The organism is Streptomyces sp. DS1-CR2 (genome assembly GCF_055760475.1).
On sequence record NZ_CM147085.1, the window covers coordinates 1,527,689 to 1,553,599 of the forward strand.

Below are 25,911 nucleotides of genomic sequence, written 5' to 3' on the forward strand. Positions count from 1 at the left end.
CCAGACATTTTGCGAATATGGTCGTCCTCTGTCGGTTCCAACGCCCCATGGCCAGAGGAAGACATGACCCAGGCAGAAGGCACCCTTCCCGCCGACCAGCCCGAGCAGTCGCCCACAGCCAAGCTGACCCTTCTCACGCTGACGACGATGGTCGTCGGATCCATGGTCGGCGCCGGCGTCTTCTCCCTGCCGAGCCGCTTCGCGCAGGAGACCGGCGTGGCCGGCGCCCTGATCGCGTGGGCCATCGCAGGCACCGGCATGCTGATGCTCGCCTTCGTCTTCCAGACGCTCGCCGTGCGCAGGCCCGATCTGGACGCCGGCGTGTACGCGTACGCCAAGGCCGGTTTCGGCGAATATCTGGGCTTCTTCTCGGCCTTCGGCTACTGGGCCAGCGCGTGCGTCGGCAATGTGACGTACTGGGTACTGATCATGTCGACCATCGGCGCGATCGCCCCCGCCCTGGGCGCCGGCGACACCGCCCTGGCGATCATCCTGTCCTCGGCAGGGCTGTGGGCGTTCTTCCTCCTGATCCGGCGGGGCGTCAAGGAAGCGGCCACGATCAACCGCGTCGTCACCGTCGCGAAGGTCGTGCCGATCCTCGTCTTCGTCGTGCTGGCCCTGTTCTTCCTCAAGCCGCACGTCTTCGCGGAGAACTTCGGCGGCGCCGACTATGCGGGTTCACTGTTCTCCCAGGTCAAAGGGACGATGCTGGCCACGGTCTTCGTGTTCCTCGGCGTCGAGGGCGCGAGCGTCTACTCCCGCCACGCCAAACGCCGCGAGGACGTCGGCCGCGCGACCGTCCTGGGTTTCCTGAGCGTCTTCGCCGTCTTCGCCTCCGTCACGATCGTGTCGTACGGCATCCTGCCGATGAGCGAGATCGCCGAGCTGCGCCAGCCGTCCATGGCGGGCGTCCTCGAGGAGGCGGTCGGCACCTGGGGCAAGGTGTTCGTCAGCGTCGGCCTGATCATCTCCGTGCTCGGCGCCTATCTCGCGTGGACGCTGATGGCGGCCGAGGTCCTCCTCGTCGCCGCCCGGGACAGTGACATGCCGCATTTTATGGCCCGCACGAACCACGCCGACGTGCCCGTGCCCGCACTGGTGATGACCACGACCCTCTCCCAGGTCGTCCTGGTCATCACCTCGTTCTCGGACGACGCGTTCAACTTCGCGCTCGATCTGACCAGCGCCCTGTCGCTGATCCCGTTCCTGCTGGCCGCCGCGTTCGCCGTGAAGATCGCGCTGCGGCCGGACGAACTGATCGTCGGGGCCCGCGACTCGCGCGGCGAACTCGTCGTGGCGGTCATCGCGACGGTCTACACGGCGTTCCTTCTCTACGCGGCCGGGGTGAAGTTCGTCCTGGTGTCCTTCATCATCTACGCGCCCGCCACCGTCCTCTTCGTGATGGCCCGCCGCGAACAGGGCAGACGCCTGTTCTCCCCCACCGAACTCGTCATCCTCGCGGTGTCCGTGACCGGAGCGGTCCTCGGTGTCATCGCCCTGGCGGCCGGCTGGATCAGCCTCTGACCGGCCCGCGTCGCACCGACTCCCTGGAAAGGCACATCGTGACCAGCAACGACACCACGGCCGAGCCGGCGCTCGGCGTCCACTCCGAGGTCGGCACGCTGCGCAAGGTCCTGGTCTGCGCGCCCGGCCTCGCCCACCGCAGGCTCACCCCGACCAACTCCGACGACCTCCTCTTCGACGACGTGATGTGGGTGGAGAACGCCCAGCGCGACCACGCCGACTTCGTCAACAAGCTGCGCGGGCGCGGCGTCGACGTCGTGGAACTGCACGAGCTCCTGGCCGAGACCATGCTGATCCCCGAGGCGAAGGCCTGGCTCCTGGACCGCAAGATCGTCGCGAACGAGGTCGGTCTCGGCCTCATGGACGACACCCGGGCCTTCCTCGACGAGCTCAGCCCGCACCGTCTCACCGAGTATCTGATCGGCGGGCTTGCCACCACCGACCTGCCCGACGAGTTCCGCTCCGACTACGTCGCCCTGGTCCGCGAGTCGACGGGCGTACGCGAGTACCTCATGCCACCCCTGCCCAACACCCTCTACACCCGCGACACGACGTGCTGGCTGTACGAGGGCGTCACCCTCAACCCGCTGTACTGGCCCGCACGCCACGACGAGACCCTGCTGATGAAGGCGATCTACGCGTTCCACCCCGACTTCATGGGCTCCACCGTGTGGTGGGGAGACCCCGAACGGGACTGGGGCCAGGCCACGTTCGAGGGCGGCGACATCATGCCGGTGGGCAACGGGGTCGTCCTGATGGGCATGAGCGAGCGCACCTCACGGCAGGCGATCACTCAGGTGGCGTCCGCACTCTTCAGGAACGGCGCTGCGGAGCAGGTCATCGTCGCCGGTATGCCGAAGCTGCGCTCCGCCATGCACCTGGACACCGTCTTCACCTTCGCCGACCGCGACATCGTCACGCTCTACCCGGCCATCGTCGACGCCGTCCATACCTTCACGCTGCGCCCCGGCAGCGATCCGTCCGGCCTCCACATCACCGACGAGGGCTCGCGCCCGTTCGCCGACGTCGTGGCGAAGGCGCTCGGCCTCGGCGCACTGCGTGTGATCGAGACGGGCGGCGACGTCTACGCCTCCGAGCGCCAGCAGTGGGACAGCGGCAACAACGCCGTCGCGGTCGAGCCGGGCGTCGTCATCACGTACGACCGCAACACCCAGACGAACACGCTGCTGCGCAAGGCGGGCGTCGAGGTCATCACCATCGTCGGCGCGGAACTCGGCCGCGGCCGAGGCGGCGGACACTGCATGACGTGCCCGCTGATCCGGGACCCCGTCGACTTCTGACCGGCGCCGTCCTGACAGCGGGAACGAAAGCGGCAGGGTCACTGCCAGTCGGTGCGTCCGCCCGTGTCGCACAGCTCGAAGACCACTTCCCCGGCGTCGGGGTCGCTGCCGGCCACGGGGCGCACGCGCGCCCCGATCCACACCAGGTTCGGGGCGGCGCCGACGACGCGGCACCGGAACACGAAGCCTTCGGGGAAGCGGACGAGGGACTCGTTGCGCGCCGTCCCCGTGTACCGGTTCACGACGCTGGACTGCACGACGACGCCAAGACCGTCGCTGTGTTCGGGCTGCAGATCGCTCGACGCGCACACCGGACACAGGAGCCGCCGGAAGGAGGCGGTGCCGCACCAGCGACAGCGCTGGATCGTCAGGCCGGTCCCCTCGTGCCGGGTCGGCGCGGTACGGGACACCTCGTGCCCGATCGGCGCGGTGTGGGTTGCTGTCTCGGACACGGCTCGGCCCCCTGCGCTCGGCTCTGATGCGCCGCACCATCGCGTCGGCGCCTCCGCACCGTATGGCACTGAGTTCCCGACTGTAAAGGTACTGAGTGCCAAATCCAGCCGGATCCGTCCGAGGACCGTGCCCTCAGCCCTGCCCCAAGGCCGACTCGATCCGCTGCACGACCTGCCACATCGGGGCACCCTTCGGGGCGACCATCACAACGACCTCATCCTCGGCGGCGGGCCGCGCCGCGCCGTCGCCCGCGCCACTCCACACAGCGCGCACCATCCCGAGAGCGTGGTCCACGGCCGCGTACGGGTCTCCCTCACCACCCGAACGGAGCCATGTTCGGAGCCCGTTGTTGTGGGCGGCGACGACGGACGCCGCGATCACCTCGGCCCGCAGCGCGCCGTCCCGCTCCCCCTCGAAGCACGCCCGCAGATAGCCCGCGAGGGTGCGCTCGTAGCGCCGCACCACCGACAGTTCGTACGTCCGAAGTCCCGGCACCTCGCGCGTGAGGCGGTAACGCTGCACGGAGAACTCGGGGTTGGCCGCGTACATGCGCAGCACGAGGCGCGCCCCGTCGGCGACGGTGCCCACCGGGTCCCGGCCGTCGGCCTCCTCGAGGAACGCGGTCATGTCGGCGAGGCAGCGCTCGTGATCCGGGAAGACCGCGTCCTCCTTGGACGGGAAGTACCGGAAGAACGACCTGCGCCCGACGCCCGCCCGGGCGACGATGTCGTCGACCGTGGTCTGTTCGAAACCCCGGTCGAGGAAGAGCTGGAATGCCGCCTCGGCGAGCACCTCGCGCATCGGCGCCTTCTTGGCCGGTCTGGTCGCCTCAGTCATGCCGGGAACGTAACACCGAAGCGGCCTGTCTGGCACCACGTACCTTGCCAGAGGGTACTGAGTGCCATAGTGTCGCTTTGAGGAACCACACCAGGGTAGGAGAGCCGGCGTGAGCTTGAGGATCGTTGTCACCGTGAAGTATGTGCCGGATGCGACGGGGGACCGGCATTTCGCTGATGATCTGACGGTGGACCGTGATGATGTGGACGGGCTGCTGTCGGAGCTGGACGAGTACGCGGTCGAGCAGGCGTTGCAGATCGCGGACGAGGCGGACGATGCGGAGATCACCGTGTTGACGGTGGGTCCCGAGGACGCGAAGGACGCGTTGCGCAAGGCGTTGTCGATGGGCGCGGACAAGGCGATCCATGTCGAGGACGACGATCTGCACGGCACGGACATCGTGGGGACGTCGCTGGTGCTGGCGAAGGCGATCGAGAAGGCCGGCTTCGATCTGGTGGTGTCGGGGATGGCGTCGACGGACGGCACGGCGGGTGTGGTGCCGGCGCTGCTGGCGGAGCGCCTGGGTGTGCCGCAGGTGACGCTGCTGTCGCAGGTGTCGGTCGAGGGCGGTGTGGTGACGGGCCGTCGTGACGGTGACACGGCCTCCGAGCAGGTTCAGGCTTCGCTGCCGGCGGTGGTGTCGGTGACCGACCAGTCGGGCGAGGCCAGGTATCCGTCGTTCAAGGGGATCATGGCGGCGAAGAAGAAGCCGGTCACCTCCTGGGACCTCTCGGATCTGGACGTGGAGGCCGACGAGGTGGGTCTGGCGGGTGCGTTCACGGTGGTGGACGCGGCGGCGGAGCGTCCGGCGCGCAGCGCGGGCACGATCGTCAAGGACGAGGGCGAGGGCGGCAAGCAGCTCGCCGAGTTCCTCGCGGGCCAGAAGTTCATCTAGAGCCCGCGCCCGTTGCTGTCCCCCTGTCCTCATCTTTCGCACGCAGGAGAGAAGAAGTCCCATGGCTGAAGTTCTGGTCTACGTCGATCACGTGGACGGTGCCGTCCGCAAGCCCACCCTTGAACTGCTGACCCTGGCCCGCCGCCTGGGTGAGCCCGTCGCGCTGGCGATCGGTGCGGGCGCCGCCGGCACCGCCGCCACGCTGGCCGAGCACGGCGCGACCCGCGTCCTGACGCACGAGGCGTCCGAGTACGCCGACTACCTCGTCGTGCCGAAGGTGGATGCGCTGCAGGCCGCCTGCACCGCCGTCGCCCCGGCCGCCGTGCTGGTGCCGTCCTCGGCGGAGGGCAAGGAGATCGCCGCGCGGCTCGCGGTGCGGATCGGCTCCGGTGTCATCACCGACGCCACCGACCTCGAGGCCGGCGAGAGCGGTCCCATCGCCACCCAGTCCGCGTTCGCCGCCTCGTTCACCACCAAGTCCCGCGTGGCCAAGGGCACCCCGGTCATCACCGTCAAGCCCAACAGTGCCCCGGTCGAGCCCGCCCCGGCGGCCGGCACCGTCCATGCGCTGGACGTGACGTTCTCCGCCCAGGCCACCGGTACCAAGGTCACCGCGCGCACGCCGCGCGAGTCGACCGGGCGCCCGGACCTGACCGAGGCCGCGATCGTGGTCTCCGGCGGACGCGGCGTCAACGGCGCCGAGAACTTCGCGATCATCGAGGCCCTCGCCGACTCCCTCGGCGCGGCCGTCGGCGCCTCCCGGGCCGCGGTCGACGCGGGCTGGTACCCGCACTCCAACCAGGTCGGCCAGACCGGCAAGAGCGTGTCCCCGCAGCTGTACATCGCCAACGGCATCTCCGGCGCGATCCAGCACCGGGCCGGCATGCAGACCTCCAAGACCATCGTCGCGGTCAACAAGGACGCCGAAGCACCCATCTTCGACCTCGTCGACTACGGCGTCGTCGGCGACCTCTTCGACGTCGTCCCCCAGCTCACCGAGAACGTCACCTCCCGCAAGGGCTGACAGCAGCACGAAGGCCGGAGGCCCGGGACCGATATCGGTCCCGGGCCTACGGCCTTCGTGCGTATGCCTCAGCCGGCGCGGCGGACCCGCGCGGCCTTGCGGGCGTCGGCGAGCTGGCGGGCCTCGGAGGTACGGCGCGAGTCACCACCGGCGCGGCCCGGGCGTGAGCCCATGCCGCGGAACGGGGCACCGCCGCGCTTGGGCCGCTCCGTGGCCGGCGCGGGGCCGGCGATCGGGACGCCGGAGGGCGCCTGAGCACCGGTGATACGGCTCAACTCGGCCTCGCCGGACCGGACTTGGGTGATCTGCGGCCGGATACCGGCGTCGCGCATCAGCCGGCTCATGTCGCGGCGCTGGTTGGGCAGGACGAGAGTGACGACGCTGCCGGACTCCCCGGCACGGGCCGTACGGCCGCCGCGGTGCAGATAGTCCTTGTGGTCGCTCGGCGGGTCGACGTTGACCACGAGGTCGAGGTTGTCGACGTGGATGCCGCGCGCCGCGACGTTCGTGGCGACGAGCGCCGTGACCGTACCGGCCTTGAACTGGGCCAGGGTGCGGGTGCGCTGCGGCTGGGACTTCCCGCCGTGCAGGGCGGCGGCCCGCACGCCGCTGCCGAGCAGGTGCTTGGTGAACTGGTCGACGGCGTGCTTGGTGTCGAGGAACATGATGACCCGCCCGTCGCGGGCCGCGATCTCGGTGGCGGCGGCGAACTTGTCGGCGCCGTGCACATGCAGTTCGTGGTGTTCCATCGTGGTGACGGCGCCCGCCGACGGGTCGACGGAGTGGACGACCGGGTCGTGCAGGTAGCGGCGCACCAACAGGTCGACGTTGCGGTCGAGGGTGGCCGAGAACAGCATCCGCTGGCCCTCGGGGTGCACCAGGTCGAGCAGCTCGGTGACCTGCGGCATGAAGCCCATGTCGGCCATCTGGTCGGCCTCGTCCAGGACAGTGATCTTCACCCGGTCCAGGCGGCAGTCCTTGCGCTCGATGAGGTCCTTGAGGCGTCCGGGCGTCGCGACGACGACCTCGGCGCCACCGCGCAGGGCACTGGCCTGACGGCCGATGGACATGCCGCCGACGACGGTGGCCATCCGCAGCTTCAGCGACCGGGCGTACGGGGTGAGCGCCTCGGTGACCTGCTGGGCGAGCTCCCGCGTGGGGACGAGGATGAGGCCGAAGGGCTGCTTGGCGTCGGCGCGCCGGCCCGCGAGGCGCGCGAGGAGCGCGAGCCCGAAGGCGAGGGTCTTGCCGGAGCCGGTGCGGCCGCGGCCCAGGACGTCCCGGCCCGCGATCGAGTTCGGCAGCGTGGCCGCCTGGATCGGGAACGGCACGGTCACGCCGAGACCGGTGAGCGTCTTGAGGATCTCGGCCGGCAGGTCGAGCTCTCCGAAGGTCTCCACGGCGGGGAGGGCGGGCGTGACGGTGACGGGCAGGGCGAACTCACCCTGCGGTGCGGCGGACCTGCGCCCGTAGCCACCGGAGCTCTTGCCTCCGGTGCGTCCCTGGCCCTGGCCCTGGCCCTGGCCCTGGGGTCGAAAACGGGCGCCCCGGTCACCGCCGGCGGAGCCCCTGCGGGGGTTGGAGTAGCGGTCGTTCGTGCGAGCTGAACGGTTCATGGCGAACCTTCCTCGATATGGCACGTATCGAGGAATTCCCGGCGTATGAGTGCCGGACGAATTGCAAGAACGAGCCGAATAGCAGACTGAAAATCAGCCGGCGCGCCGGTACGGAGAATGGCGACGCCTGACGTAGGAATACTGGGATTCCGCTGCGGCAGGCGGCTCTCGGACAGGCCGGATCAATGGGGTGCGGGGGTCTTGGCGCCCCGCCGGGGTGGTGTGCCACCCGGTGGTCGTGCCTACCCGGGCGGGATGCCCCGCAAACAGCAACGAGCTGGTGCCCGTACCACTGGGGTACGGGCACCAGCTGCGCTCAACGCTTCAGCGTCAGGCGGGAACGATGTTCTCCGCCTGCGGGCCCTTCTGGCCCTGCGTGACATCGAAGTTCACCTTCTGGCCTTCCTGAAGCTCACGGAAGCCCTGGGTGGCGATGTTCGAGTAGTGGGCGAAGACGTCGGGGCCGCCACCCTCCTGCTCGATGAAGCCGAAGCCCTTTTCCGAGTTGAACCACTTCACGGTGCCAGTAGCCATATGCAAATTCTCCTTCGGGGCAGTGCCCGTGATCCGCACTGTGCGAACCTCGGCGTCGCCGCAATGATTGCCCCGCCCGGAAAAATGCATCCGGAAATAGAAAAGCGCCCGGCAACGTGAAGTCACCTAAGGCACTTGAAGTATCTATGGGAACCACAACTGCAACTGAGATCAAGACTAGCACGAAACGAGCTTCGGGGCACGGTGAGCCAGGATATTTCGCGCGTCGCCGCGAACCTTCACCCCAGGTTGAGCAAATCCCGGCGCCCCGGGCCCCGGATATTCACTTCGCCGGCTGTCGGACAGGCACGGATAGTCCGTGTAGCCCGTCTCCCCGCTCCTGGGGGCTAGGAAGCGCCGGGGACGAGGTCCACGGCCGCGTTCCGGGCGCGGGGTGCGCGACGGCCGTCGACGGTCACCTCTCCCCCGTCGCCAACAGGCGCCGCTCCCCCGCCTCGCCGTCATGATGGATCGGTGTGCGCGAGGTGGTCAGGGGTGCGCCCGTGCCGCCCTGCCTCGACGCGATGATCTCCGCGGCGATGGACAGGGCCGTCTCCTCGGGTGTGCGGGCGCCGAGGTCCAGACCGATCGGCGAGTGCAGGCGCGACAACTCCTCGTCGCTCAGGCCGACTTCGCGCAGGCGGCGGTCGCGGTCCTCGTGGGTGCGGCGTGAGCCCATCGCTCCGACGAACGCGACGGGCAGCCGTAGCGCGATCTCCAGGAGCGGGATGTCGAACTTCGCGTCGTGGGTGAGCACGCACAGGACCGTGCGTTCGTCGGTTGTGGTGCGCCGCAGGTAGCGGTCCGGCCAGTCGACCACGATGTCGTCCGCCTCGGGGAAGCGGGCCCGCGTGGCGAAGACGGGGCGGGCGTCGCACAACGTCACGTGATAGCCGAGGAACTTGCCCGCACGGACCATCGCCGCCGCGAAGTCGACGGCGCCGAACACGATCATCCGGGGCGGCGGCACGCTCGACTCGACGAACAGCGTCAGGTCGGCGTCGCAGTGGGAGCCGTCGGCCGAGAGGTCGAACGTACCGGTGCGGCCCGCCGCGAGCAGGGCCCGCGCCTCGGCCGCCACGGTCCGCTCAAGGCCGGAGCCTCCGTCGAGCCCTCCCTCGTACGAGCCGTCCGCCCTCACGAGCAGCGCTCCGCCCCGCAGTTCGTCCGGTCCGCGGGCCACCCGGACGAGCGCGGCCGTCTCGCCCCGGGCCGCGGCCGCGAGCGCCGCCGCGAACACGGGCCTGTCCGGCGCGTCGGCGCGCACCGGCGTGACGAGGACCTCGATGACCCCGCCGCAGGTGAGCCCCACGGCGAAGGCGTCCTCGTCGCTGTAGCCGAACCGCTCCAGGACGGACCCGCCGTCCTGGAGCACCTGCACACACAGTTCGTAGACCGCCGCTTCGACGCAGCCGCCGGAGACCGAGCCGATGACGGTGCCCTCACTGTCTACGGCGAGGGCGGCGCCGGGCGGGCGGGGTGCGCTGCCGCTCACCGAGACGACGGTGGCGACGGCGAAGTCCCGGCCCTGCCCGGCCCACCGGTTCAGCTCGTCGGCGATGTCAAGCATCGCCGTCACCCGCGGCAGGGGCCCCGGCCGACAGGACGCGGTCGGGCCGGATCGGCAGCTGCCGGTGGCGGACGCCGGTCGCGTGCCAGACCGCGTTGGCGACGGCGGCCGCCGCACCCACGATGCCGATCTCGCCGATGCCCTTGATCCCGACGGGGTCGTCCGCGTCCGGATCGTCGACCCAGTCCGCCTCGATCAGGGGTACGTCGGCGTTGGCGGCGAAGTGGTAGCCCGCGAGGTCGGCGCCGACGTGACCGCCCGTGGCCTGGTCCCTGATCGCCTCTTCGTGCAGTGCCATGGACAGTCCCCAGATCATCCCGCCGATGAACTGGCTGCGCGCGGTCAGCGGGTTGACGATCCTGCCGGCCGCGAAAACGCCGAGCATGCGCCGTACGCGTACCTCGCCGGTGGTGACGTCGACGGCGACCTCGGCGAACTGGGCGCCGAAGGAGTGCCGTTCCTTCTGGGTGAGGGAGCCGACGGCGGCGCTGGTGTCGGATCGCACGGTGATGCCCTGCGGGGGAATGTCGCCGCCGAGGGCCAACTGCTCCCGCAGGTCTCGCCCGGCGGCCGTGACAGCCCAGCCCCAGGAGCGGGTGCCCATCGAGCCGCCCGAGATCGCCGCCGGGCCGAAGTCGCTGTCGCCGATGCGCACATGGACGCGCTCCCGGGCCACATCGAGGGCCTCCGCTGCGAGCAGGGTCAGCGCGGTCCGCGCCCCCGTCCCGACGTCCGACGCGCCGATCCGCACCGTGAAGGTGCCGTCGGCCTCAGCGGTCACGGCCGCCGTGGACGGTGCCACGATCACCGGGAAGGTGGCCGCCGCCGTGCCGGTGCCGAGCAGCCAGCGCCCTTCGCGCCGCACGCCGGGACGTGGGTCCCGGTCCGCCCAGCCGAACCTGCGGGCCCCCTCGTCGAAGCAGGCCAGCAAGTTGCGGGAGCCGAACGGCAGCCCGGAGACCGGGCCCACGTCCGGCTCGTTACGGGCACGCAGCGCGATCGGGTCCATGCCGCATCGTTCGGCGAGTTCGTCGAGCGCGGACTCCAGGGCGAACGAGCCCGGAGCCTCGCCCGGCGCGCGCATGTAGGTCGGCGTCGGCACGTCCAGGCGCACCACCCGGTTGACGCTGCGGTGAGCGTCGGCGGCGTACATCGGACGTCCGAAACCGGCGCTGGCCTCGACGAATTCGTGGACCGTCGACGTGAGGCTGTGCGCCTGATGGTCGAGAGCACGCAACCGCCCGTCGGCGTCGGCGCCGAGCCTGACGCGCTGGGCCGTGGGGCTGCGGTAGCCGGCCAGCGAGAACATCTGACGTCGGGTCATGACGACCCTGACCGGGCGGTCGAGTACGGTCGCCGCCATCACGGCGAGGATCTGGTGCACGCGCACACCCTTGGACCCGAAGGCACCGCCGATGTGCTCGGACCGCACCCGCACCGAGGCCGGGTCGAGCGAGAACAGTTTCGCCAGCTCCTGCGCCACCCACATGCTGCCCTGGTTGGAGTCGACGACCTCGAGGCGTCCGCCGTCCCAGCGCGCCATCGCCGCGTGCGGTTCCATCGTGCTGTGGTGCTCTTCCGGGGTGGTGTACTCCTCGTCCACGACATGGACGGCCGCGGCGAGTTCGGCCGCGAGGTCGCCCTTCTCCGCCAGCATGCCGTCGCCGTCCGGTGTGTAGATGCCGGCGTGTCCGGCGGAGAACGCGACGTCGTGCGGCTCCTCGTCGTACCGCACCACCAGCGCCTCGGCGGCCTCCCTGGCCTGCTCCGTGGTCTCGGCGACGACCAGCGCCACCGGCCAGCCCACGAACGGCACCCGGTCGTGCTGGAAGACCTCGACGATCGGGTCGGGCCGCCCCAGCATGCCGACGTAGTTCCCGTCGACGCGCGGCGCGTTGCCGTGGTGCAGCACGGCCAGCACCCCGGGCATCTTGCGGACGGGGTCCGACTCGATCGAGCGGATGCGGCCGCGGGCGACGGTGGACAACACCAGCCAGCCGTGGGCGAGTTCGGCGGCGGGGACGTCCCCCGCGTACCGGGCCGCCCCGGTGACCTTCTCCAGCCCCTCCACCCGGGTGTACGAGGCGCCGGCGGTGCCCGTCACCGGGGCGGCCGTGGTCGTCGTGGTCATCGGGCGGCCTCCTCGGCGAGCTCGGTCAGCACGGCCACGACGAGATTGCGCATCAGCGTCACCTTGTATCCATTGTGGGGCAGCGTCTCGGCGGCCGCGAGTTCGGCGTCCGCGGCGGCGGCGAAGGCCTCGGCGGTCGCGGGGCCGCCGGTCAGGGCGCGTTCGGCCTCGTGAGCGCGCCAGGGCCGGGACGCGACCGCCCCGAAGGCGAGGCGCACTTCGTGGACCGTTCCGTCCCGGACGTCGAGCGCCGCGGCGAGGGAGCCGATCGCGAACGCGTAGGACGCGCGCTCGCGGACCTTGCGGTAGCGGGACAGGGCGGCGACGGGCGCCGGGGGCAGGATGACGGCGGTGATCAGCGCGCCGGGCGGCAGAGCGGTCTCCACGTGCGGGGTCTCCCCCACGGGCGCATAGAACTCCGCCAGCGCCAGCTCGCCCGGGCCGTCGACCGTTTCGTACGAGACGACTGCGTCGAGCGCGGCGAGCGCCACTCCCATGTCCGAGGGGTGGACCGCCACGCACTGCGCGGAGGCGCCGAGGATCGCGGCGTTGTGGTGCTCACCCTCGATCGCGGGGCAACCGCTGCCGGGCGTGCGCTTGTTGCAGGGTTTGGCCAGGTCGGTGAAGTAGCCGCAGCGCGTGCGCTGGAGCAGATTGCCGCCGACGGTGGCCATGTTGCGCAGCTGACCCGAGGCGCCGGCGAGGACGGCCTGCGCCAGCATCGGGTAGCGGCGCCGTACTTCGGGATGGGCGGCGAGGTCGCTGTTGGTGACCGTCGCGCCGATGCGCAGGCCGCCTTGTGGCGTCAACTCGATCTCGCCGAGCGGCAGTTCGCGTACGTCGACGAGCCGGGCGGGCCTCTCGACGCCGGTCTTCATCAGGTCGACGAGGTTGGTGCCGCCGCCCAGACAGCGCGCGTCGGGGTCGGCGTCGAGCAGGGCGACCGCGGCGGGCACGTCAAAGACGCGCTCGTAACCGAACTCCTTCATGCGACAGCCTCCGTTCCTGCGGCGCGGGCGACGGCGTTGACGATCGACACGTAGGCGCCGCAGCGGCACAGGTTGCCGCTCATCCGCTCCCGGATCTCGTCGGCGGTCAGTGCCGGAACGCCCGCCTCCGGCCGTATGTCGGCGGTCACGGCGCTCGGCCAGCCCGCCGCGTGCTCCTCGATGACCGCGAGGGCCGAACAGATCTGGCCAGGCGTGCAGTAACCGCACTGGTACCCGTCGAGATCGAGGAACGCCTGCTGCACCGGGTGCAGTCCGTCGGCGTCGGCCACGCCCTCGATGGTGGTGATCTCACGCCCCTCGGCCGCCACCGCGAGCTGCAGGCAGGAGACGGCGCGGCGGCCGTCGAGGAGGACGGTGCAGGCGCCGCACTGGCCCTGGTCGCAGCCCTTCTTCGTGCCCGGCAGATCGAGGCGCTCGCGCAGTGCGTCGAGCAGGGTGGTGCGGTGGTCGACGGGCAGCGTGTACTTCTCGCCATTGATGTTCAGCGTGATGACGCTGGACGTCGATGGGGCCATGATCAGCCTTCTTTCGCTCATGGGGTGAGAGGGCTGTACGTAGAGGGAGAACTTCGGGATTCCGCGCCTGTCGGGCGCTCTGCGGCCGAAAAGCCGCTTGCGGTGGTCACCGTCTCTCCACTCGAGCCGGATCTGCCGCTATGGTGGAGCTAACCGGACGACTGTCCACTACGCCGACGCTAGCGGACGACTGTCCGCTTAGCAAGGGCATACCGGTTCTTGGCACTGGGGTACGGATTCGCGATTCCCGGAAGGGGGACCCGTGCAGCCGAAGAAGGAAGCGCCGCTCCGCTCGGACGCGCAACGCAATCGCGACCGCATCCTGGAAGTGGCGCTGACCGAGCTGACACGGTCGGCGGCCGCCCCGCTGAGCACGATCGCGAAGAAGGCATGCGTCGGCCAGGGCACGTTCTACCGCAACTTCCCCAACCGTGAGTCCCTCGTGCTCGAGGTCTACCGCTACGAGATGCAGCAGGTCGCCGACACCGCGTCCCATCTGCTCGCCACCCGCGCGCCCGACGAGGCCCTGCGCGCGTGGATGGACCGCCTCGCCCAGTACGCCATGGCGAAGGCCGGTCTGGCGGACGCGCTGCGCCAGGCCACCACGCGCGGCAGCCTCGCCTCCCTCGGGCACGGCCCGCTGACGTCGGCCATGTCGCTCCTGCTCACGGCGAACGAGGAGGCGGGCACGATCCGCCCCGGGGTGACACCGGAGGACTTCGCACTCGCCATCGCCGGGCTCTGGCAGATCGACCCGCACGGCGACTGGCAGTCGCGCGCCGGGCGGCTGCTCGACCTCGTCATGGACGGCCTGCGCGCCGGTGCGCCGGGAGCCGCCTGAGGCGGGCGAGTCGCGCGCAGCCTCGGGCCGACGGCCGGTCAGAGTGTGGGCGGCCGGGGCCGCGGGGGCCTGGGCGGCCCGTCGTCCAGCGCGTCGGGGCTCGTTACGGGTGGCCAGACCGGCCGGTGCGTGGGAGGCAGCGACAACAGGGCCTGGCCGACGGACCGTTGGGCGGGGAGGAGATCGACACTGCCTGTCTGGGTGAGCAGTTCGGTCAGCCGGCGCCCCGCCCCCGCGAGCAGGAGCCTGCCGCCGCGGCGGTCCAGGAGCCACCGCATGGCCAGCAGACAGTAGAGACCGCGTGAGTCACAGAAGGAGAGCGCCGTGACGTCGAGGACGAGGTACGGGTGACCCGCGTCGACGCAGGCGCCCAGCGTGCCCAGGAAGAGTCCCTCAGCGCTCTGGTCGAGTTCGCCGCTGACCCGCAGCACCGCGCAGCCGTCGCAGCTCGCCAGCTCGGTGATCATCAATCGATGGCTCTGCGTGGACATCACACCTCCATCCGGCCGACGTACGAAGGCCCTTGGCGTCGAGCCTCGCACACACCGGCGCCGGTTCCCGAACCGGACAAGTGCCCCGGGGCCGGCACGATCAGGCCGTGCCGGGCCCCGGTTCACGGCCGGCGCGGGTGCCGGGCGGCCGTTGCGGTGAGGGCCTCCCACCATGCCCCCGATCGCGCGTGACGTCACGGGTCCGGCGGGGAGCAGCGTGGGCGTACACCCCGTCGGCGTGTGGCCGACGGGGTGTACGGCGCACCCGCGCGGGTTTCTTCAGCTCTTGCCGAGCATCTTGTTCATCTGCTCGATCTCGGCGGTCTGCGCGGTCACCACGTCTGCGGCGAGGCGCGTCGCGGGGCCGTACTTGCCGTCGGACTTCTCGGTCCTGCCCATCGCGACGGCGCCCTCATGATGCTTGACCATCATCGCGAGGAACTTCTTGTCGAAGTCGTCGCCGGACGCCTTCTTGAGCTCGTCCATGTCACCGGCGCTCATCATGCCGGGCATGGACGAGGACATGTCGTGGCCCATGCCCGACATGTCGGCGGGGACATCCTCACCCCATGCGGTGAGCCAGCCGGACATCTCCTCGACCTCGGGGTCCTGGGCCCCCTTGATCTTGGCGGCGAGGCTCTTCACGTCCTTCGACGCGGCACGGCCCTCGGCCAGTTGGGCCATCTCCACGGCCTGCCGGTGGTGCTGGATCATCTCCTTGGCGAAGGAGACGTCGGCGCTGTTGCGGCTGTCCGCGTTGCTGTGGCCATCGGCCTGGGCCGACGCGGCCGGACGGGAACCGGACTCCTTCGCCCCCATGTCGTGTCCCCCGGCAGGCTTGTCGCTGCCGCATGCGGCGAGGACCAGGGCGGCCGTCCCTGCGGTGGCGACGGCAAGGGCGCGGCGGACGAACGTGCGGTGTGCGGTCATGCTGAACTCCTGATGCTGATCTCGGTGAAGGGCTCGCGCGAGCGCGGCGCCGCCCCTTGGGGCATGCGGAACCGCGCGGGCCGTTCTAGATCCGCAGGAGTTGGAGTTCGGAGAGCGACGGAGGGGCACGGCCGCCGTCGGGGCCACTGCCGGCCGAGGACGTACGGGCCTCGGGGCGGGCGGGGCCGGCGATCACGTCGGGGAGCAGCGCGGGGGCGACTGCAGGGGGGCCGGCGACGGAGGCGGACGCGCAGACCGAGTCGGCGTGCGCCATGTGCCCTTCGCAGCCACCGTCTCCGTGGTCGCACATGCCGGAAGCCGAAGCCTTGACGCCTTGCCGCTCGGGCCTGGCATGGTCAACCGCGTCAGCGGCGCCGCCCGCACCCATCGCGGGCGCGGCCGCCGGGTGCATCCCGCCGTGCGCGCCTGCCGGTACGGGTCCCAGGCCGTGCATGCCGAGCAGGCCAAGGAGCACGGCGCCGACGAGCAGCCCGAGGAGCCGCAGCGTCAACTGCGGTCGCGTGGGCTGTCCTGGGCGGGTGGTCACCGCTGCATCGTAGGCACAGGGGATCGGCGTGCGCGCTCCGGGGCCGCCACGGATCTGCCGTTCGTGGCCCGCCCCGGTTCACCCGGCACCCCCGCACGGACTCCCCGTAAACGCTCCCCGCACTTGTGCCGGGAGCCTCAGGCAGCGGCGGGGGTGGCCTGGCTCAGGCGGCCGACGACCTCGGTCAGCGCGGTCGCGACCTCGGAGTCGTCGGCGGGGTGGGTCTCGGCGAAGCGCGTGAGGGAGCCGGGGATGGACAGCTTCACGTCCTCCAGGACCGCGGCACCGGCGATGCCCGCGGCCTTGCGCACGTCGTCCTGCGCCCACACGCCGCCGTACTGGCCGAACGCGGTGCCGACGACGGCGACGGGCTTGCCGGAGATCGCGCCGGCGCCGTACGGGCGGGACAGCCAGTCGATGGCGTTCTTCAGGACGGCCGGCATGGTGCCGTTGTACTCGGGCGAGAAGAGGAGGAAGGCGTCGGCCTGACCGGCCGCCTCGCGCAGGCGCGCGGCACCGGCCGGGACGCTTCCCTCGACGTCGATGTCCTCGTTGTAGAACGGCACGTCGGCGAGGCCGTCGAAGAGCTGGATGTCGGCGCCGGCGGGCGCGTGCTTGGCGGCGGCCTCGGCGAGCTGACGGTTGTGGGAACCGGCGCGGAGGCTGCCGACGAGGGCGAGGATGCGAACAGACATGGCATAACTCCAGATAAGGGCGAACGGATCTCGTGCACGGTTCAACCGGACCGAAGTCCGTTTAAAGTTGTACCACCTATCCGGACCGCGGTCCACTTGTCGCTTCCCGGCGCTACTCTGAAGCCATGACCGGCCCTATCCCTCCCCTCGTCACGACGTCCGGCGTCCCGGGCAGACCGACCGACCTCGCCCTGACAACGGCCGGCGAGCGGCCGGCGCTGCGCGCGGACGCGGCGCGCAACCGCACACGCCTGCTGGAGGCCGCGTCGCGCCTGCTGTCCGGGTGCGGGGCGGCGAACCTGACCATGGAGGCGGTGGCGACGGCGGCCGGGGTCGGCAAGGGGACGGTCTTCCGGCGCTTCGGCGACCGCACCGGGCTGCTCATCGCCCTCCTGGACCACCGGGAGCAGCAGCTTCAGGCGGCGTTCCTGTCGGGCCCGCCGCCACTGGGCCCGGACGCGCCCGCTCTGGAGCGCCTGCACGCCTTCGGACCCGCCCTCATCCGCCACGAGCGGGACCACCATGAGCTGATCCTCGCCGCGCGCACCGACCCCCTGCGCAACTACGCGGTCCCGGCGAACCGGCTGCGCCACACGCACGTCATGCTGCTGCTGCGCCAGGCAGGCATGGAGGGCGACACCGATCTCCTCGCGCACACGCTGCTGGCGGCCGCGGACACCGCGCTCGTCCACCATCTGACCGTCGAGCGGGGCATGCCGCTGGACCGCGTGGAGGCGGGATGGCACGACCTGCTCGACCGGCTCGCACAAAAGTCCTGACCGGCTTGCGCAAACACCATGACCGGCTCGCTCAAGCGCCGGACGGGTGACGCGTCACGGAGCCTTCTCCGGCCCGTCCGGGCCCCAGTTTTCGGGCCCCGCACCGTGCCAGTCGATCAGTTCCGGGTCGTCGACGGTCGTGTCCGTCTCGGGAAGGCCCGCGGCGCGCAGGAATTCCAGGACGTCGAGCAGGTTGTAGGCGGTCCCCACGTCCTTGCCGCGAATCGTCACCCGCCGGCCGCCGTCAGGCAGAGGGGGGTGCACGGTCACGGGCGCACCTTCGGACATACCTCCAGAATGGTCCCGTCAGCCCGATAACGCACCCCCAACCGAACTGATATCCGAAAATCAGGCCCCTCCTACGAACGGGGCTCGCCGAGCAGTGGGAAGGCGCGGACCTGACAGCCACGTCCACCGGGTTGACCACGTCGGCGTGCACCTTGGCGAGAACCTCACCGGAGAGCGGCTCCGGCCGTTCGGTCTCGACGACCTCAGGAACCTCGGGACCACCGAAGGACTTCTGAAGTCCTTCTGCAGGACTGCACGCGCGGTAACTCTCCCTGTTTCAGCTGGAGTTGAGGACACCGACCCCGGATCCGGCCCGGGGGGCCACGAGCAGCAACTCGCCTCGACATCCCTCAACACCGGCGCCGGCCACCCATAGGCCCCAAGCCGTGGCATGGATCACATGAGGACGAGGCCGGCCTGCGGAATGCCCTGGAGGCCGGAACGGTTGGCACACGCGGATTGCATGCTTATGCACATACCGTCTGGTACCTATGAGGAGCACTCTGTGACTGACGCCGCGTCGCCCGTTTCCCGCGCTGCCGAGATCCTGTCGCGCCCGATCGCGCTGAACGGCCTGAAAGTCCCCAACCGCATCACGATGGCGCCCATGACGCGCATGTTCTCGCCGAACGGTGTACCGGGCGAGGACGTTCGGTCCTACTACTCGCGCCGCGCCGCCGCGGGCGTGGGCCTGATCGTCACCGAGGGGACCTACGTCGGCCACGACTCGGCCGGCGAGAGCGACCGGGTGCCGCGCTTCCACGGCGAGGAGCAGCTGGCCGGTTGGGCGAAGGTCGCCGAGGACGTGCACGCGGCGGGCGGCACGATCGTGCCACAGCTCTGGCACATCGGCATGGTGCGCCAGCCGGGCAAGCCGCCCTTCGCCGAGGCACCGGCCGTCGGCCCCTCGGGCCTTCGCATCGACGGCACCGAGGGCACGGGCAAGGCGATGACCCAGGGCGACCTGGACGACGTCATCGGCGCGTTCGCGCAGGCCGCCAAGGACGCCGAGCGCATCGGCTTCGACGGCGTGGAGGTGCACGGCGCCCACGGCTACCTGCTCGACCAGTTCCTCTGGGCCGGCACCAACCGCCGTACCGACGGCTACGGCGGCGACGCCGTGGCCCGCACGAAGTTCGCCGCCGAGATCGTCGCCGCCATCCGCGAGAACGTCTCCCCCGGATTCCCGGTGATCTTCCGCTACTCGCAGTGGAAGCAGGAGGCCTACGAGGCGCGGCTCGCCGAGACCCCTCAGGAGCTCGAGGCGATCCTCAACCCGCTCACCGCGGCCGGCGTCGACGCGTTCCACGCCTCCACCCGCCGCTACTGGAACCCGGAGTTCGACGGCTCGGACCTGAACCTGGCGGGCTGGACCAAGAAGCTCACCGGCAAGCCCACCATCACGGTCGGCTCCGTCGGCCTCGACGGCGACTTCATCCGCGCCTTCATGGGCGAGGGCTCCGCGGTCAAGGGCATCGACGACCTCCTCGACCGCCTGGAGCGCGACGAGTTCGACATGGTCGCCGTCGGCCGCGCCCTGCTCCAGGACCCGGAGTGGGCGGCGAAGGTGCTGGAGGGCCGTTTCGACGAGCTGAAGCCGTATGACGCGGAAACGGCGCTCAAGACCCTGAGCTAGGGCCTGCCCAGTCCCGCGGCCGTCCTCCACGGCGCCCTCACACGAGCAAGGACAAATCGGCCTGGCGCCCCGGTTTGTCCTTGCTCGCGTCAGCGGGACTCCATTGGGACAACCCGTCGCCCTGCTGACTCGGCGTCACGTGCTCGGACCGCTCAGCGACCGTGCCCGCTCGGGCCGGTCGGAGGATGCTGTGACAGGGGTGTGACGCAGATGCGTTGCGGCAAGCGACGTGCGCTTGTGATGATGCACGGTATGTCTGAGTACGGGGGCGCGGTGGACGAACCGCCGCAGACACCAAGGTCACGTCTCGCCGACTACGCGGAGATGAGCGGCGCGCCTGCCGCCGAAGCGCCGGTGACGCCCTCACCCCCGCCTTCGCCCCCGCAGCCGGATCCGCAACAGGTCGTCCGGAGCGCAGAGCCCGTCGTCGCGGATCCGGTGGCCGACGATCCCGAAGTGGAGGCACGCAGGCGGGCGTTCGCCGCGTTGCTGGGCGAGTTCCGGCGGACGGCGGTACTGGTCCCGCTCGGCGACGAGGGCGGCCCGGACGGCGAACCGGGACTGCTGACCGCGGACTTCAACGGTATCCGCTTCATCCTCGCCTTCTCCGACGAGCAGGCACTGGCCCGGTATGCGCAGGCCCGGGGCGAGTTCGCACGCGAGTGGACTTACCGGACGGTTCTGGGCGCAAAGCTGCTGGACGTGGCAGTACCCGCGGCCGGAGTGCCGTGCGGGGTAGCACTTGACTGTGCGGACGGGCCGGACGGCATGGTGTTTCCGCCGGTGCGGGGCATCGTACCGGACGAGGCGGCGGTCGACCGTGACGAGGGCGAGAGGGGCAGCTCATGACCGGCGACGGAGGCGGTGGCGGCGCGGGCGGCGGCCAGGACCTCAAGACAGGCGGCCTGGATCTGATCGCCAAGGGCCTGACCGAGGCTCTGGCCGAGCTGAAGGAGCTCGGCATGGTCGGTGAGGCCGGGGCCGGGCGCGGCTTCGGAGACATCGCCCTGTCCGGCCTGGAGTTGGGGCACGAAGGGCTGACCGGGGAGTTCAAGTCGTTCTGCGAGCGCTGGGAGTGGGGCGTGCGCTCGCTGGTGAACGAGGGCAACGGATTCGCGGTGAAGACGGGCCTGTCCGCCGGCACCTATTACGAGACCGAGCAGTACGTCGAGGGATCGTTCAAGGTCGTCGCGAACTCCGCGATCGGCAACCCGTACGCCACCGAGGAAGAGGTCACCCAGAAGGGCTGGAAGGACATCGCCACGTCGGGCGCGTACGGCGGCGTGGACTACAGCAAGGAGTCCTTCGACCAGGCACTCGCCAACAGCGGCCAGGGCTGGAAGGACGCGGGCCGAGACGTCATGACGTCGCACACGCTGGGCCCCGCGGGCCTCAACCCGGAGAACCTGCACAACGCTGCCGGGGTCTCCGACGACGAGTACGACCAGATGCTCGACGACACCTTCGGCCCGTCCCCCGAGGAGCGGGCCAAGGCCGCCGGACAGCAGCAGGGCGGGGGCGAGGGCTGATGGGGCTCGGCGACATCGTCGACGGCGTCAAGGGCGGTATCAACAAAGGGCTTTCGGTCGGTGAGGATCTCATCGACGAGGGCAAGAAGAAGGTCGGCGAGGGCGTCGACTACGCGACGAACAAGATCGGCGACGGTCTCGACTACGTGGGCCTGCGCGGGGCGGCCGACGCGGTGGAGGACTGGGGCGACGACATCGCCTCGGATCTCGGTGCCACGCCCGGCGAGCAGCAGCTCGGACAGACCGAGGAGGCCAACGAGCTCGTCCACGGCAACCCGGACAAGATCCGCGAGTCCTCGAAGCATCTCAAGGACTTCCACACCGCGTTCGACCATGTCTCGCAGGGGATGAAGAAGGTCGACTCGTCCGGGTGGGCGGGCGAGGGCGGTGACGCGTTCCGCAAGAAGTTCGGCGTGCACCCCACCAAGTGGGCCCAGGCCTCCGACGCCTGCGACAAGGCTTCCGGCGCGCTGGACGCGTACGCCGATACGGTCAAGTGGGCGCAGGGCAAGGCCAAGGAAGCCGTCGAGCTGTACAAGAAGGGGCAGCAGGCGTCGAAGGACGCGGCCGACGCGTACAACAAGAAGGTCGACGCCTATAACGCCAAGATCAAGGCGAACGAGGACCCCGGCGCGAAGCCAGAGCCGTTCCAGGATCCCGGCAAGGCCGACATCAAAAAGGCCCACGAGACGCTCACCGAGGCGCGCAAGCAGCGCAACACCGCGGCCTCCGACGCCCAGGGCAAGGTCAAGGCGGCCCTCGCGCACGCTCCCGCCGAGCCGCCGCCGCTCGACCGCCTCGGCAACGACCTCGTCGACGGCTACCAGGCGTACAACACCGAACTCACCCACGTCGTCGGCGGCGCCCTCAAAGGCACTGCGGGCCTGCTCAACTTCGCCCGCGGCCTGAACCCCACCGACCCCTACAACCTCACGCACCCGGCCGCGTACATGCAGAACGTCTCCATGACGCTCTCCGGCCTCGTCTCCACCGCCGCCCACCCCGAACGCATCGTCACCGCCGCCGTCGACGGCTTCAAGAAGGACCCCTCCGAGTTCGTGGGGCGCCTCCTTCCTGAGCTCATCGGCACCAAGGGCGCCGGACTCGCCCGCGGGGGCCTGCGCCTGGGGCTCAAGAAGGGAATGGAAGAAGGCGCGGAGACAGGCGTACGGCGCGCCACGCGCGATGCCGAGCGCCACGCGGAGCCCGACGGGCAGAAGAAATGCAATGGCACCGACCCGGTCGACCTCGCCACGGGGCTCATGTATCTGCCCCAGACCGATGTCGAGCTGCCGGGAGCGCTGCCGCTCGCCTTCACGCGTCGCGCCGAGTCCGGGTACGAGCTCGGCCGTTGGTTCGGGCCTTCCTGGTCGTCGACGCTGGACCAGCGCCTGGAGATCGACGCGCAAGGGGTGGTCTTCGTCACCGAGGAGGGTCTCCTGCTCGTGTATCCCCATCCCGCTCCCGGGGTGCCCGTACTGCCCTCGCATGGCCCCCGCCGCCCACTGAACCGGGTCGACAGCGGTTACACGGTCAGCGATCCGGGCACCGGGCGCGTCTGGCACTTCGCCGACCGGGGCGAGCGATCGGCAGTGATCGAGCAGATCGATGACCGCAACGGCAACTGGATCACCTTTGAGTACAACTCCGAGGGCACGCCGCTGACCATCACCTCCAGCGGAGGCCACCAGCTGGTGTGCACCGTTTCCGACGGACGGGTCCGTGCTCTGGCGCTGGCCGACGCCGCCGGCGACCGCGGGAATCTGGAGATCAAGAGGTACGGCTACTCGGACGAGGGCCATCTCACCGAGGTCGTCAACTCCTCCGGGCTCCCGCTGCGCTTCAGCTACGACGAGCGCGGCCGCATCACCTCCTGGACCGACACCAACGACGGCTCGTACACCTATGAGTACGACGACCGGGACCGTTGCGTAGCCGAAGGCGGAGCGGAAGGCCATATGGCTCTTCGCCTGGCCTATTCAGAGCCTGACCCGCGCACGGGGCACCGCGTCACCACGACGACGACCGGCGAGGGCCACACGCGGCGATTCCTCGTCGATGCCTCGCACCGTGTGATCGCCGAGACGGACCCGCTCGGAGCCACCACCCACTACCGACGTGACCGCTTCGACCGGCTCTTGTCCCGCACCGATCCACTCGGAAACATCACCACGTTCCGGTACGACGAAGCGGGCAACCTCATCCACGTGGTGCGCGCCGACGGGCGCGAGGCCCGCGCCGAGTACAACCAGCTCGGCCTGCCGGTAAAGGTGACCGGTCCCGACGGCACGACGTGGCGCCAGTCCTATGACGAGCGCGGCAACCGCCTGACTGCCACGACCCCTGCCGGTGGGACGACGCACTTCACCTACGACGTGGCGGGCCGCCTCACCTCCGTGGTCGACCCGCTCGGCGCCACCACGACCATTCGCTGTGATCGCGCAGGCCTTCCGGTCGAGGTCACGGATCCGCTGGGTTCGACCACCACGTACGAACGTGATGCCTTCGGTCGGCCTGTTGCCGTCAGGGACCCGCTCGGGGCGACGACCCGCCTGGAATGGAACACCGAGGGCCGGCTCGCCAGCCGTACCGCTCCCGACGGCAGCACCGAGACGTGGTCGTACGACGGGGAGGGCAACTGCACCGCCCACACCGACGCCGTCGGCAACGTGACGCGAAGCACCTACACGCACTTCGACCTGGCGGCCACGCGCACGACGCCGGACGGAGCGCAGTACACGTTCACGCACGACTCGGAACTGCGCCTCACAAAGGTCACCAACCCGCAGGGTTTCACTTGGAGTTATGAGTACGACAGCGCCGGGTGGCTGGTCCGGCAGACCGACTTCGACGGACGTAGCGTCCAGTACGAGCACGACGCCGCCGGGCGCATGACAGCCCGGACCAACGCCCTTGGCCATACGGTGCGTTACGTCTACGACGAGCTCGGCAGGGTCGTGCGGAAGGAAACCTCCGCGGGAGCCACCACCTTCGCCTACGATCTCACCGGCCGGCTCGCCCGGTCCGACGGGCCGGACAGCTCGATCGCCATCCTGCGGGACCGCTTCGGGCGCGTGCGTTCCGAGACGGTCGACGGTCGCGTACTGAGCTATTCCTACGACGAGTTGGGGAGGCGGACCGGGCGGATCACACCCAGCGGCGCCGAGTCCGCCTGGTCCTACGACGTGGCAGGGCGCAGCGTACAGCTGACGACCGCGGGGCGTGATGTGGGCTTCGCGTACGACTCCGCCGGCCACGAGATCGGTCGCCGCGTCGGGACCTCCCTCGCACTGACCAACTCTTTCGACGAGCTCGGCCGCCTCACCACCCAGTCTGTCATCGCGTCGGGCGAGGGCCGATGCGTCCAGCGCCGCGCGTACACCTACCGCGCGGACGGCCACCTGCTGGGCGTCGAGGACCTCGTGTCCGGCACCCGGCGGTTCGAGCTGGACGTGATCGGCCGCGTGACCGGCGTCGAGGGCAACGGCTGGTCGGAGTCGTACGCCTACGATCTCGCAGGTAATCTGACCGCCGCCTCCTGGCCGGACGAGCATCCGGGCCATGCGGCCACCGGCGCGCGCTCGTACTCAGGAACCCGACTCACCCGGGCAGGACGTGTTCACTACGAGCACGACGCGCTGGGCCGTGTCACCGTGCGCCGCAAGCGCCGCCTCTCGGGCTCGACAGAGGTCTGGCGCTACGAGTGGGACCCCGAGGACCGACTCGTCTCCACGGTCACCCCTGATGGCAGGCAGTGGCGGTACACGTACGACGCGTTGGGGCGACGCAGCGCGAAGACCTGTCTGGCACCCGACGGCGAGACCGCCATCGAGCGCACCGTGTTCACGTGGGACGGCACGAACCTTTGCGAGCAGGTGACGATGTCGCCGGAGCTGCCCCGACCGGTCGCCCTCACCTGGGACCACGCCGGCCAACGGCCCATCACCCAGACCGAGCGGGTGCTGGCACCCGGGTCACCGGGCGAGGGGCGCGCGATGACCCGGCAGGAGGTCGACTCACGGTTCTTCGCCATCGTCACCGACCTCGTCGGCACTCCCACGGAGCTCATGGACGAGTCCGGGGACATCGCGTGGCGCCGGCGCAGCACCGTGTGGGGCACGACGGCCTGGGCGAGTGACAGCAGCACGTATACGCCGCTCCGTTTCCCCGGCCAGTACTTCGACCCGGAATCCGGCCTGCACTACAACTACTTCCGCCATTACGACCCCGAGACGGCACGCTATGTCTCACCCGATCCGCTCGGCCTGACTCCCGCACCCAACCCGTCCGCTTATGTGGACAACCCGCATACCTGGTCGGACCCGCTCGGGCTCGCGCCGGAGTGTCCACCCAAGGGCGAGCATTCCAACCCCTTCGAGCGCCGGGAGGACGCCGAGAGGGCGGCCTTCGAGGTGGCCGGCGTCCCCTACGGGGCCGCCCCGGACGCGGAATGGGTGGTCATGGGGGACAAGACTCTCAAGCACATGCCCGGGCACGTCTACTCGAAGGACCCCACCCACTGGGGCAACTTCCGGCAGTTCGAGACCCCGGACGGCTCCAGAGTGGTCGTCGAGCACACTCACGATCCGGCGGGACCCCACTTCCACGCCGGGGCACCCAAGGGCTTCACCGAGGCGGACCGGAGCCGAGACCTCGTCAACTTCGGCTGGGACAACACGCGAGAGGGCTACAGCACGATGGAACGCTATCGCGCGTTGGACAAACCGGGTGGAGACCACCACTTCTTCCACAAGAACAACTGACC

23 protein-coding genes are annotated in these 25,911 nt (G+C 70.3%); 10 read left to right on the forward strand and 13 right to left on the reverse strand.

Features of this window, described 5'->3' with window-relative positions; translation table 11 throughout:
• The first annotated feature begins 63 nt into the window (after window positions 1-63).
• Both ACY0PA_RS07645 and ACY0PA_RS07650 read left to right on the forward strand, forming a co-directional pair.
• Window positions 64-1,524: a basic amino acid/polyamine antiporter gene (locus tag ACY0PA_RS07645; protein ID WP_473083947.1), complete on the forward strand. Its 1,461-nt coding sequence runs from the start codon at window positions 64-66 to the stop codon at window positions 1,522-1,524.
• A 38-nt stretch (window positions 1,525-1,562) separates the two neighbouring features.
• Window positions 1,563-2,825 carry an arginine deiminase gene (locus ACY0PA_RS07650; RefSeq protein WP_473083948.1) on the forward strand — a complete coding sequence of 421 codons (1,263 nt, stop codon included), beginning with the start codon at window positions 1,563-1,565 and terminating at the stop codon, window positions 2,823-2,825.
• A gap of 38 nt (window positions 2,826-2,863) precedes the next feature.
• Here the strand turns inward: ACY0PA_RS07650 and ACY0PA_RS07655 are convergent, their stop codons facing one another.
• Both ACY0PA_RS07655 and ACY0PA_RS07660 read right to left on the reverse strand, forming a co-directional pair.
• Complete coding sequence (locus ACY0PA_RS07655; RefSeq protein WP_473083949.1) at window positions 2,864-3,277, reverse strand: Zn-ribbon domain-containing OB-fold protein; 414 nt, start codon at window positions 3,275-3,277, stop codon at window positions 2,864-2,866.
• A 133-nt stretch (window positions 3,278-3,410) separates the two neighbouring features.
• The gene (locus ACY0PA_RS07660; protein WP_473083950.1) at window positions 3,411-4,115 is read right to left on the reverse strand and encodes a TetR family transcriptional regulator; all 705 of its coding nucleotides are present in this window, start codon (window positions 4,113-4,115) and stop codon (window positions 3,411-3,413) included.
• A gap of 109 nt (window positions 4,116-4,224) precedes the next feature.
• On the opposite strand from ACY0PA_RS07660, the gene ACY0PA_RS07665 reads away from it, so the two are divergent.
• The gene (locus tag ACY0PA_RS07665) at window positions 4,225-5,010 is read left to right on the forward strand and encodes an electron transfer flavoprotein subunit beta/FixA family protein (RefSeq protein WP_473083879.1); all 786 of its coding nucleotides are present in this window, start codon (window positions 4,225-4,227) and stop codon (window positions 5,008-5,010) included.
• A 61-nt stretch (window positions 5,011-5,071) separates the two neighbouring features.
• Window positions 5,072-6,034, forward strand: coding sequence for an electron transfer flavoprotein subunit alpha/FixB family protein (locus tag ACY0PA_RS07670; protein WP_473083951.1), 963 nt, complete (start codon window positions 5,072-5,074; stop codon window positions 6,032-6,034).
• A 68-nt stretch (window positions 6,035-6,102) separates the two neighbouring features.
• On the opposite strand, the gene ACY0PA_RS07675 is transcribed toward ACY0PA_RS07670, so the two are convergent.
• The 6 genes from ACY0PA_RS07675 to ACY0PA_RS07700 all read right to left on the reverse strand — a co-directional run bounded on the left by ACY0PA_RS07675 (window position 6,103) and on the right by ACY0PA_RS07700 (window position 13,410).
• A complete protein-coding gene (locus ACY0PA_RS07675) occupies window positions 6,103-7,650 on the reverse strand; it encodes a DEAD/DEAH box helicase (RefSeq protein WP_473083952.1) in 1,548 nt (515 codons plus the stop codon).
• Window positions 7,651-7,980: 330 nt separating this feature from the next.
• Entirely contained in the window at window positions 7,981-8,184 is a 204-nt protein-coding gene (locus ACY0PA_RS07680) for a cold-shock protein (RefSeq protein ID WP_100598391.1), read from the reverse strand.
• 415 nt (window positions 8,185-8,599) lie between these two features.
• On the reverse strand, window positions 8,600-9,754 hold the full coding sequence (locus tag ACY0PA_RS07685; RefSeq protein ID WP_473083953.1) for an XdhC family protein: 1,155 nt from the start codon (window positions 9,752-9,754) through the stop codon (window positions 8,600-8,602).
• Entirely contained in the window at window positions 9,747-11,885 is a 2,139-nt protein-coding gene (locus ACY0PA_RS07690; RefSeq protein WP_473083954.1) for a xanthine dehydrogenase family protein molybdopterin-binding subunit, read from the reverse strand. Before ACY0PA_RS07690 ends, ACY0PA_RS07685 begins: the two co-directional genes overlap by 8 nt.
• Window positions 11,882-12,874 carry an FAD binding domain-containing protein gene (locus tag ACY0PA_RS07695; RefSeq protein ID WP_473083955.1) on the reverse strand — a complete coding sequence of 331 codons (993 nt, stop codon included), beginning with the start codon at window positions 12,872-12,874 and terminating at the stop codon, window positions 11,882-11,884. Before ACY0PA_RS07695 ends, ACY0PA_RS07690 begins: the two co-directional genes overlap by 4 nt.
• Entirely contained in the window at window positions 12,871-13,410 is a 540-nt protein-coding gene (locus ACY0PA_RS07700; RefSeq protein ID WP_473083956.1) for a (2Fe-2S)-binding protein, read from the reverse strand. The genes ACY0PA_RS07695 and ACY0PA_RS07700 overlap by 4 nt, the downstream gene beginning before the upstream one ends.
• Before the next feature lie 262 nt (window positions 13,411-13,672).
• Between ACY0PA_RS07700 and ACY0PA_RS07705 the strand changes: the two genes are divergently transcribed.
• Window positions 13,673-14,251 (forward strand): TetR/AcrR family transcriptional regulator, encoded by a 579-nt coding sequence (locus ACY0PA_RS07705; RefSeq protein ID WP_473083957.1) that lies wholly within the window; start codon window positions 13,673-13,675, stop codon window positions 14,249-14,251.
• A 38-nt stretch (window positions 14,252-14,289) separates the two neighbouring features.
• Here ACY0PA_RS07705 and ACY0PA_RS07710 read toward each other — a convergent pair whose 3' ends face one another.
• The 4 genes from ACY0PA_RS07710 to ACY0PA_RS07725 all read right to left on the reverse strand — a co-directional run bounded on the left by ACY0PA_RS07710 (window position 14,290) and on the right by ACY0PA_RS07725 (window position 16,914).
• On the reverse strand, window positions 14,290-14,742 hold the full coding sequence (locus ACY0PA_RS07710) for an STAS domain-containing protein (protein WP_473083958.1): 453 nt from the start codon (window positions 14,740-14,742) through the stop codon (window positions 14,290-14,292).
• 279 nt (window positions 14,743-15,021) lie between these two features.
• Entirely contained in the window at window positions 15,022-15,672 is a 651-nt protein-coding gene (locus ACY0PA_RS07715) for a DUF305 domain-containing protein (RefSeq protein ID WP_473083959.1), read from the reverse strand.
• 85 nt (window positions 15,673-15,757) lie between these two features.
• A complete protein-coding gene (locus ACY0PA_RS07720; RefSeq protein ID WP_473083960.1) occupies window positions 15,758-16,219 on the reverse strand; it encodes a DUF6153 family protein in 462 nt (153 codons plus the stop codon).
• Between the two features lie 137 nt (window positions 16,220-16,356).
• Complete coding sequence (locus ACY0PA_RS07725) at window positions 16,357-16,914, reverse strand: NAD(P)H-dependent oxidoreductase (protein ID WP_473083961.1); 558 nt, start codon at window positions 16,912-16,914, stop codon at window positions 16,357-16,359.
• Between the two features lie 125 nt (window positions 16,915-17,039).
• Here ACY0PA_RS07725 and ACY0PA_RS07730 point away from each other — a divergent pair, with 125 nt between their 5' ends.
• Window positions 17,040-17,693 (forward strand): TetR/AcrR family transcriptional regulator, encoded by a 654-nt coding sequence (locus tag ACY0PA_RS07730; RefSeq protein WP_473083962.1) that lies wholly within the window; start codon window positions 17,040-17,042, stop codon window positions 17,691-17,693.
• Window positions 17,694-17,747: 54 nt separating this feature from the next.
• Here ACY0PA_RS07730 and ACY0PA_RS07735 read toward each other — a convergent pair whose 3' ends face one another.
• Window positions 17,748-17,963 (reverse strand): hypothetical protein, encoded by a 216-nt coding sequence (locus ACY0PA_RS07735; protein WP_473083963.1) that lies wholly within the window; start codon window positions 17,961-17,963, stop codon window positions 17,748-17,750.
• Between the two features lie 487 nt (window positions 17,964-18,450).
• Between ACY0PA_RS07735 and ACY0PA_RS07740 the strand changes: the two genes are divergently transcribed.
• The 4 genes from ACY0PA_RS07740 to ACY0PA_RS07755 all read left to right on the forward strand — a co-directional run bounded on the left by ACY0PA_RS07740 (window position 18,451) and on the right by ACY0PA_RS07755 (window position 25,909).
• A complete protein-coding gene (locus ACY0PA_RS07740) occupies window positions 18,451-19,617 on the forward strand; it encodes an NADH:flavin oxidoreductase (RefSeq protein WP_473083964.1) in 1,167 nt (388 codons plus the stop codon).
• Between the two features lie 252 nt (window positions 19,618-19,869).
• The gene (locus ACY0PA_RS07745) at window positions 19,870-20,466 is read left to right on the forward strand and encodes a hypothetical protein (RefSeq protein ID WP_473083965.1); all 597 of its coding nucleotides are present in this window, start codon (window positions 19,870-19,872) and stop codon (window positions 20,464-20,466) included.
• Window positions 20,463-21,146 (forward strand): hypothetical protein, encoded by a 684-nt coding sequence (locus tag ACY0PA_RS07750; RefSeq protein ID WP_473083966.1) that lies wholly within the window; start codon window positions 20,463-20,465, stop codon window positions 21,144-21,146. The genes ACY0PA_RS07745 and ACY0PA_RS07750 overlap by 4 nt, the downstream gene beginning before the upstream one ends.
• Window positions 21,146-25,909 (forward strand): putative T7SS-secreted protein, encoded by a 4,764-nt coding sequence (locus ACY0PA_RS07755; protein ID WP_473083967.1) that lies wholly within the window; start codon window positions 21,146-21,148, stop codon window positions 25,907-25,909. The genes ACY0PA_RS07750 and ACY0PA_RS07755 overlap by 1 nt, the downstream gene beginning before the upstream one ends.
• Window positions 25,910-25,911 lie beyond the last annotated feature (2 nt).

Coding starts and splice junctions, on each gene's coding strand:
- ACY0PA_RS07645 (WP_473083947.1), top strand. CDS start 64: ATGACCCAGGCAGAAGGCACCCTTCCCGCCGACCAGCCCGAGCAGTCG.
- ACY0PA_RS07660 (WP_473083950.1), bottom strand. CDS start 4,115: ATGACTGAGGCGACCAGACCGGCCAAGAAGGCGCCGATGCGCGAGGTG.
- ACY0PA_RS07670 (WP_473083951.1), top strand. CDS start 5,072: ATGGCTGAAGTTCTGGTCTACGTCGATCACGTGGACGGTGCCGTCCGC.
- ACY0PA_RS07675 (WP_473083952.1), bottom strand. CDS start 7,650: ATGAACCGTTCAGCTCGCACGAACGACCGCTACTCCAACCCCCGCAGG.
- ACY0PA_RS07680 (WP_100598391.1), bottom strand. CDS start 8,184: ATGGCTACTGGCACCGTGAAGTGGTTCAACTCGGAAAAGGGCTTCGGC.
- ACY0PA_RS07685 (WP_473083953.1), bottom strand. CDS start 9,754: ATGCTTGACATCGCCGACGAGCTGAACCGGTGGGCCGGGCAGGGCCGG.
- ACY0PA_RS07690 (WP_473083954.1), bottom strand. CDS start 11,885: ATGACCACGACGACCACGGCCGCCCCGGTGACGGGCACCGCCGGCGCC.
- ACY0PA_RS07695 (WP_473083955.1), bottom strand. CDS start 12,874: ATGAAGGAGTTCGGTTACGAGCGCGTCTTTGACGTGCCCGCCGCGGTC.
- ACY0PA_RS07700 (WP_473083956.1), bottom strand. CDS start 13,410: ATGGCCCCATCGACGTCCAGCGTCATCACGCTGAACATCAATGGCGAG.
- ACY0PA_RS07710 (WP_473083958.1), bottom strand. CDS start 14,742: ATGTCCACGCAGAGCCATCGATTGATGATCACCGAGCTGGCGAGCTGC.
- ACY0PA_RS07715 (WP_473083959.1), bottom strand. CDS start 15,672: ATGACCGCACACCGCACGTTCGTCCGCCGCGCCCTTGCCGTCGCCACC.
- ACY0PA_RS07725 (WP_473083961.1), bottom strand. CDS start 16,914: ATGTCTGTTCGCATCCTCGCCCTCGTCGGCAGCCTCCGCGCCGGTTCC.
- ACY0PA_RS07730 (WP_473083962.1), top strand. CDS start 17,040: ATGACCGGCCCTATCCCTCCCCTCGTCACGACGTCCGGCGTCCCGGGC.
- ACY0PA_RS07740 (WP_473083964.1), top strand. CDS start 18,451: ATGCACATACCGTCTGGTACCTATGAGGAGCACTCTGTGACTGACGCC.
- ACY0PA_RS07745 (WP_473083965.1), top strand. CDS start 19,870: ATGTCTGAGTACGGGGGCGCGGTGGACGAACCGCCGCAGACACCAAGG.
- ACY0PA_RS07750 (WP_473083966.1), top strand. CDS start 20,463: ATGACCGGCGACGGAGGCGGTGGCGGCGCGGGCGGCGGCCAGGACCTC.
- ACY0PA_RS07755 (WP_473083967.1), top strand. CDS start 21,146: ATGGGGCTCGGCGACATCGTCGACGGCGTCAAGGGCGGTATCAACAAA.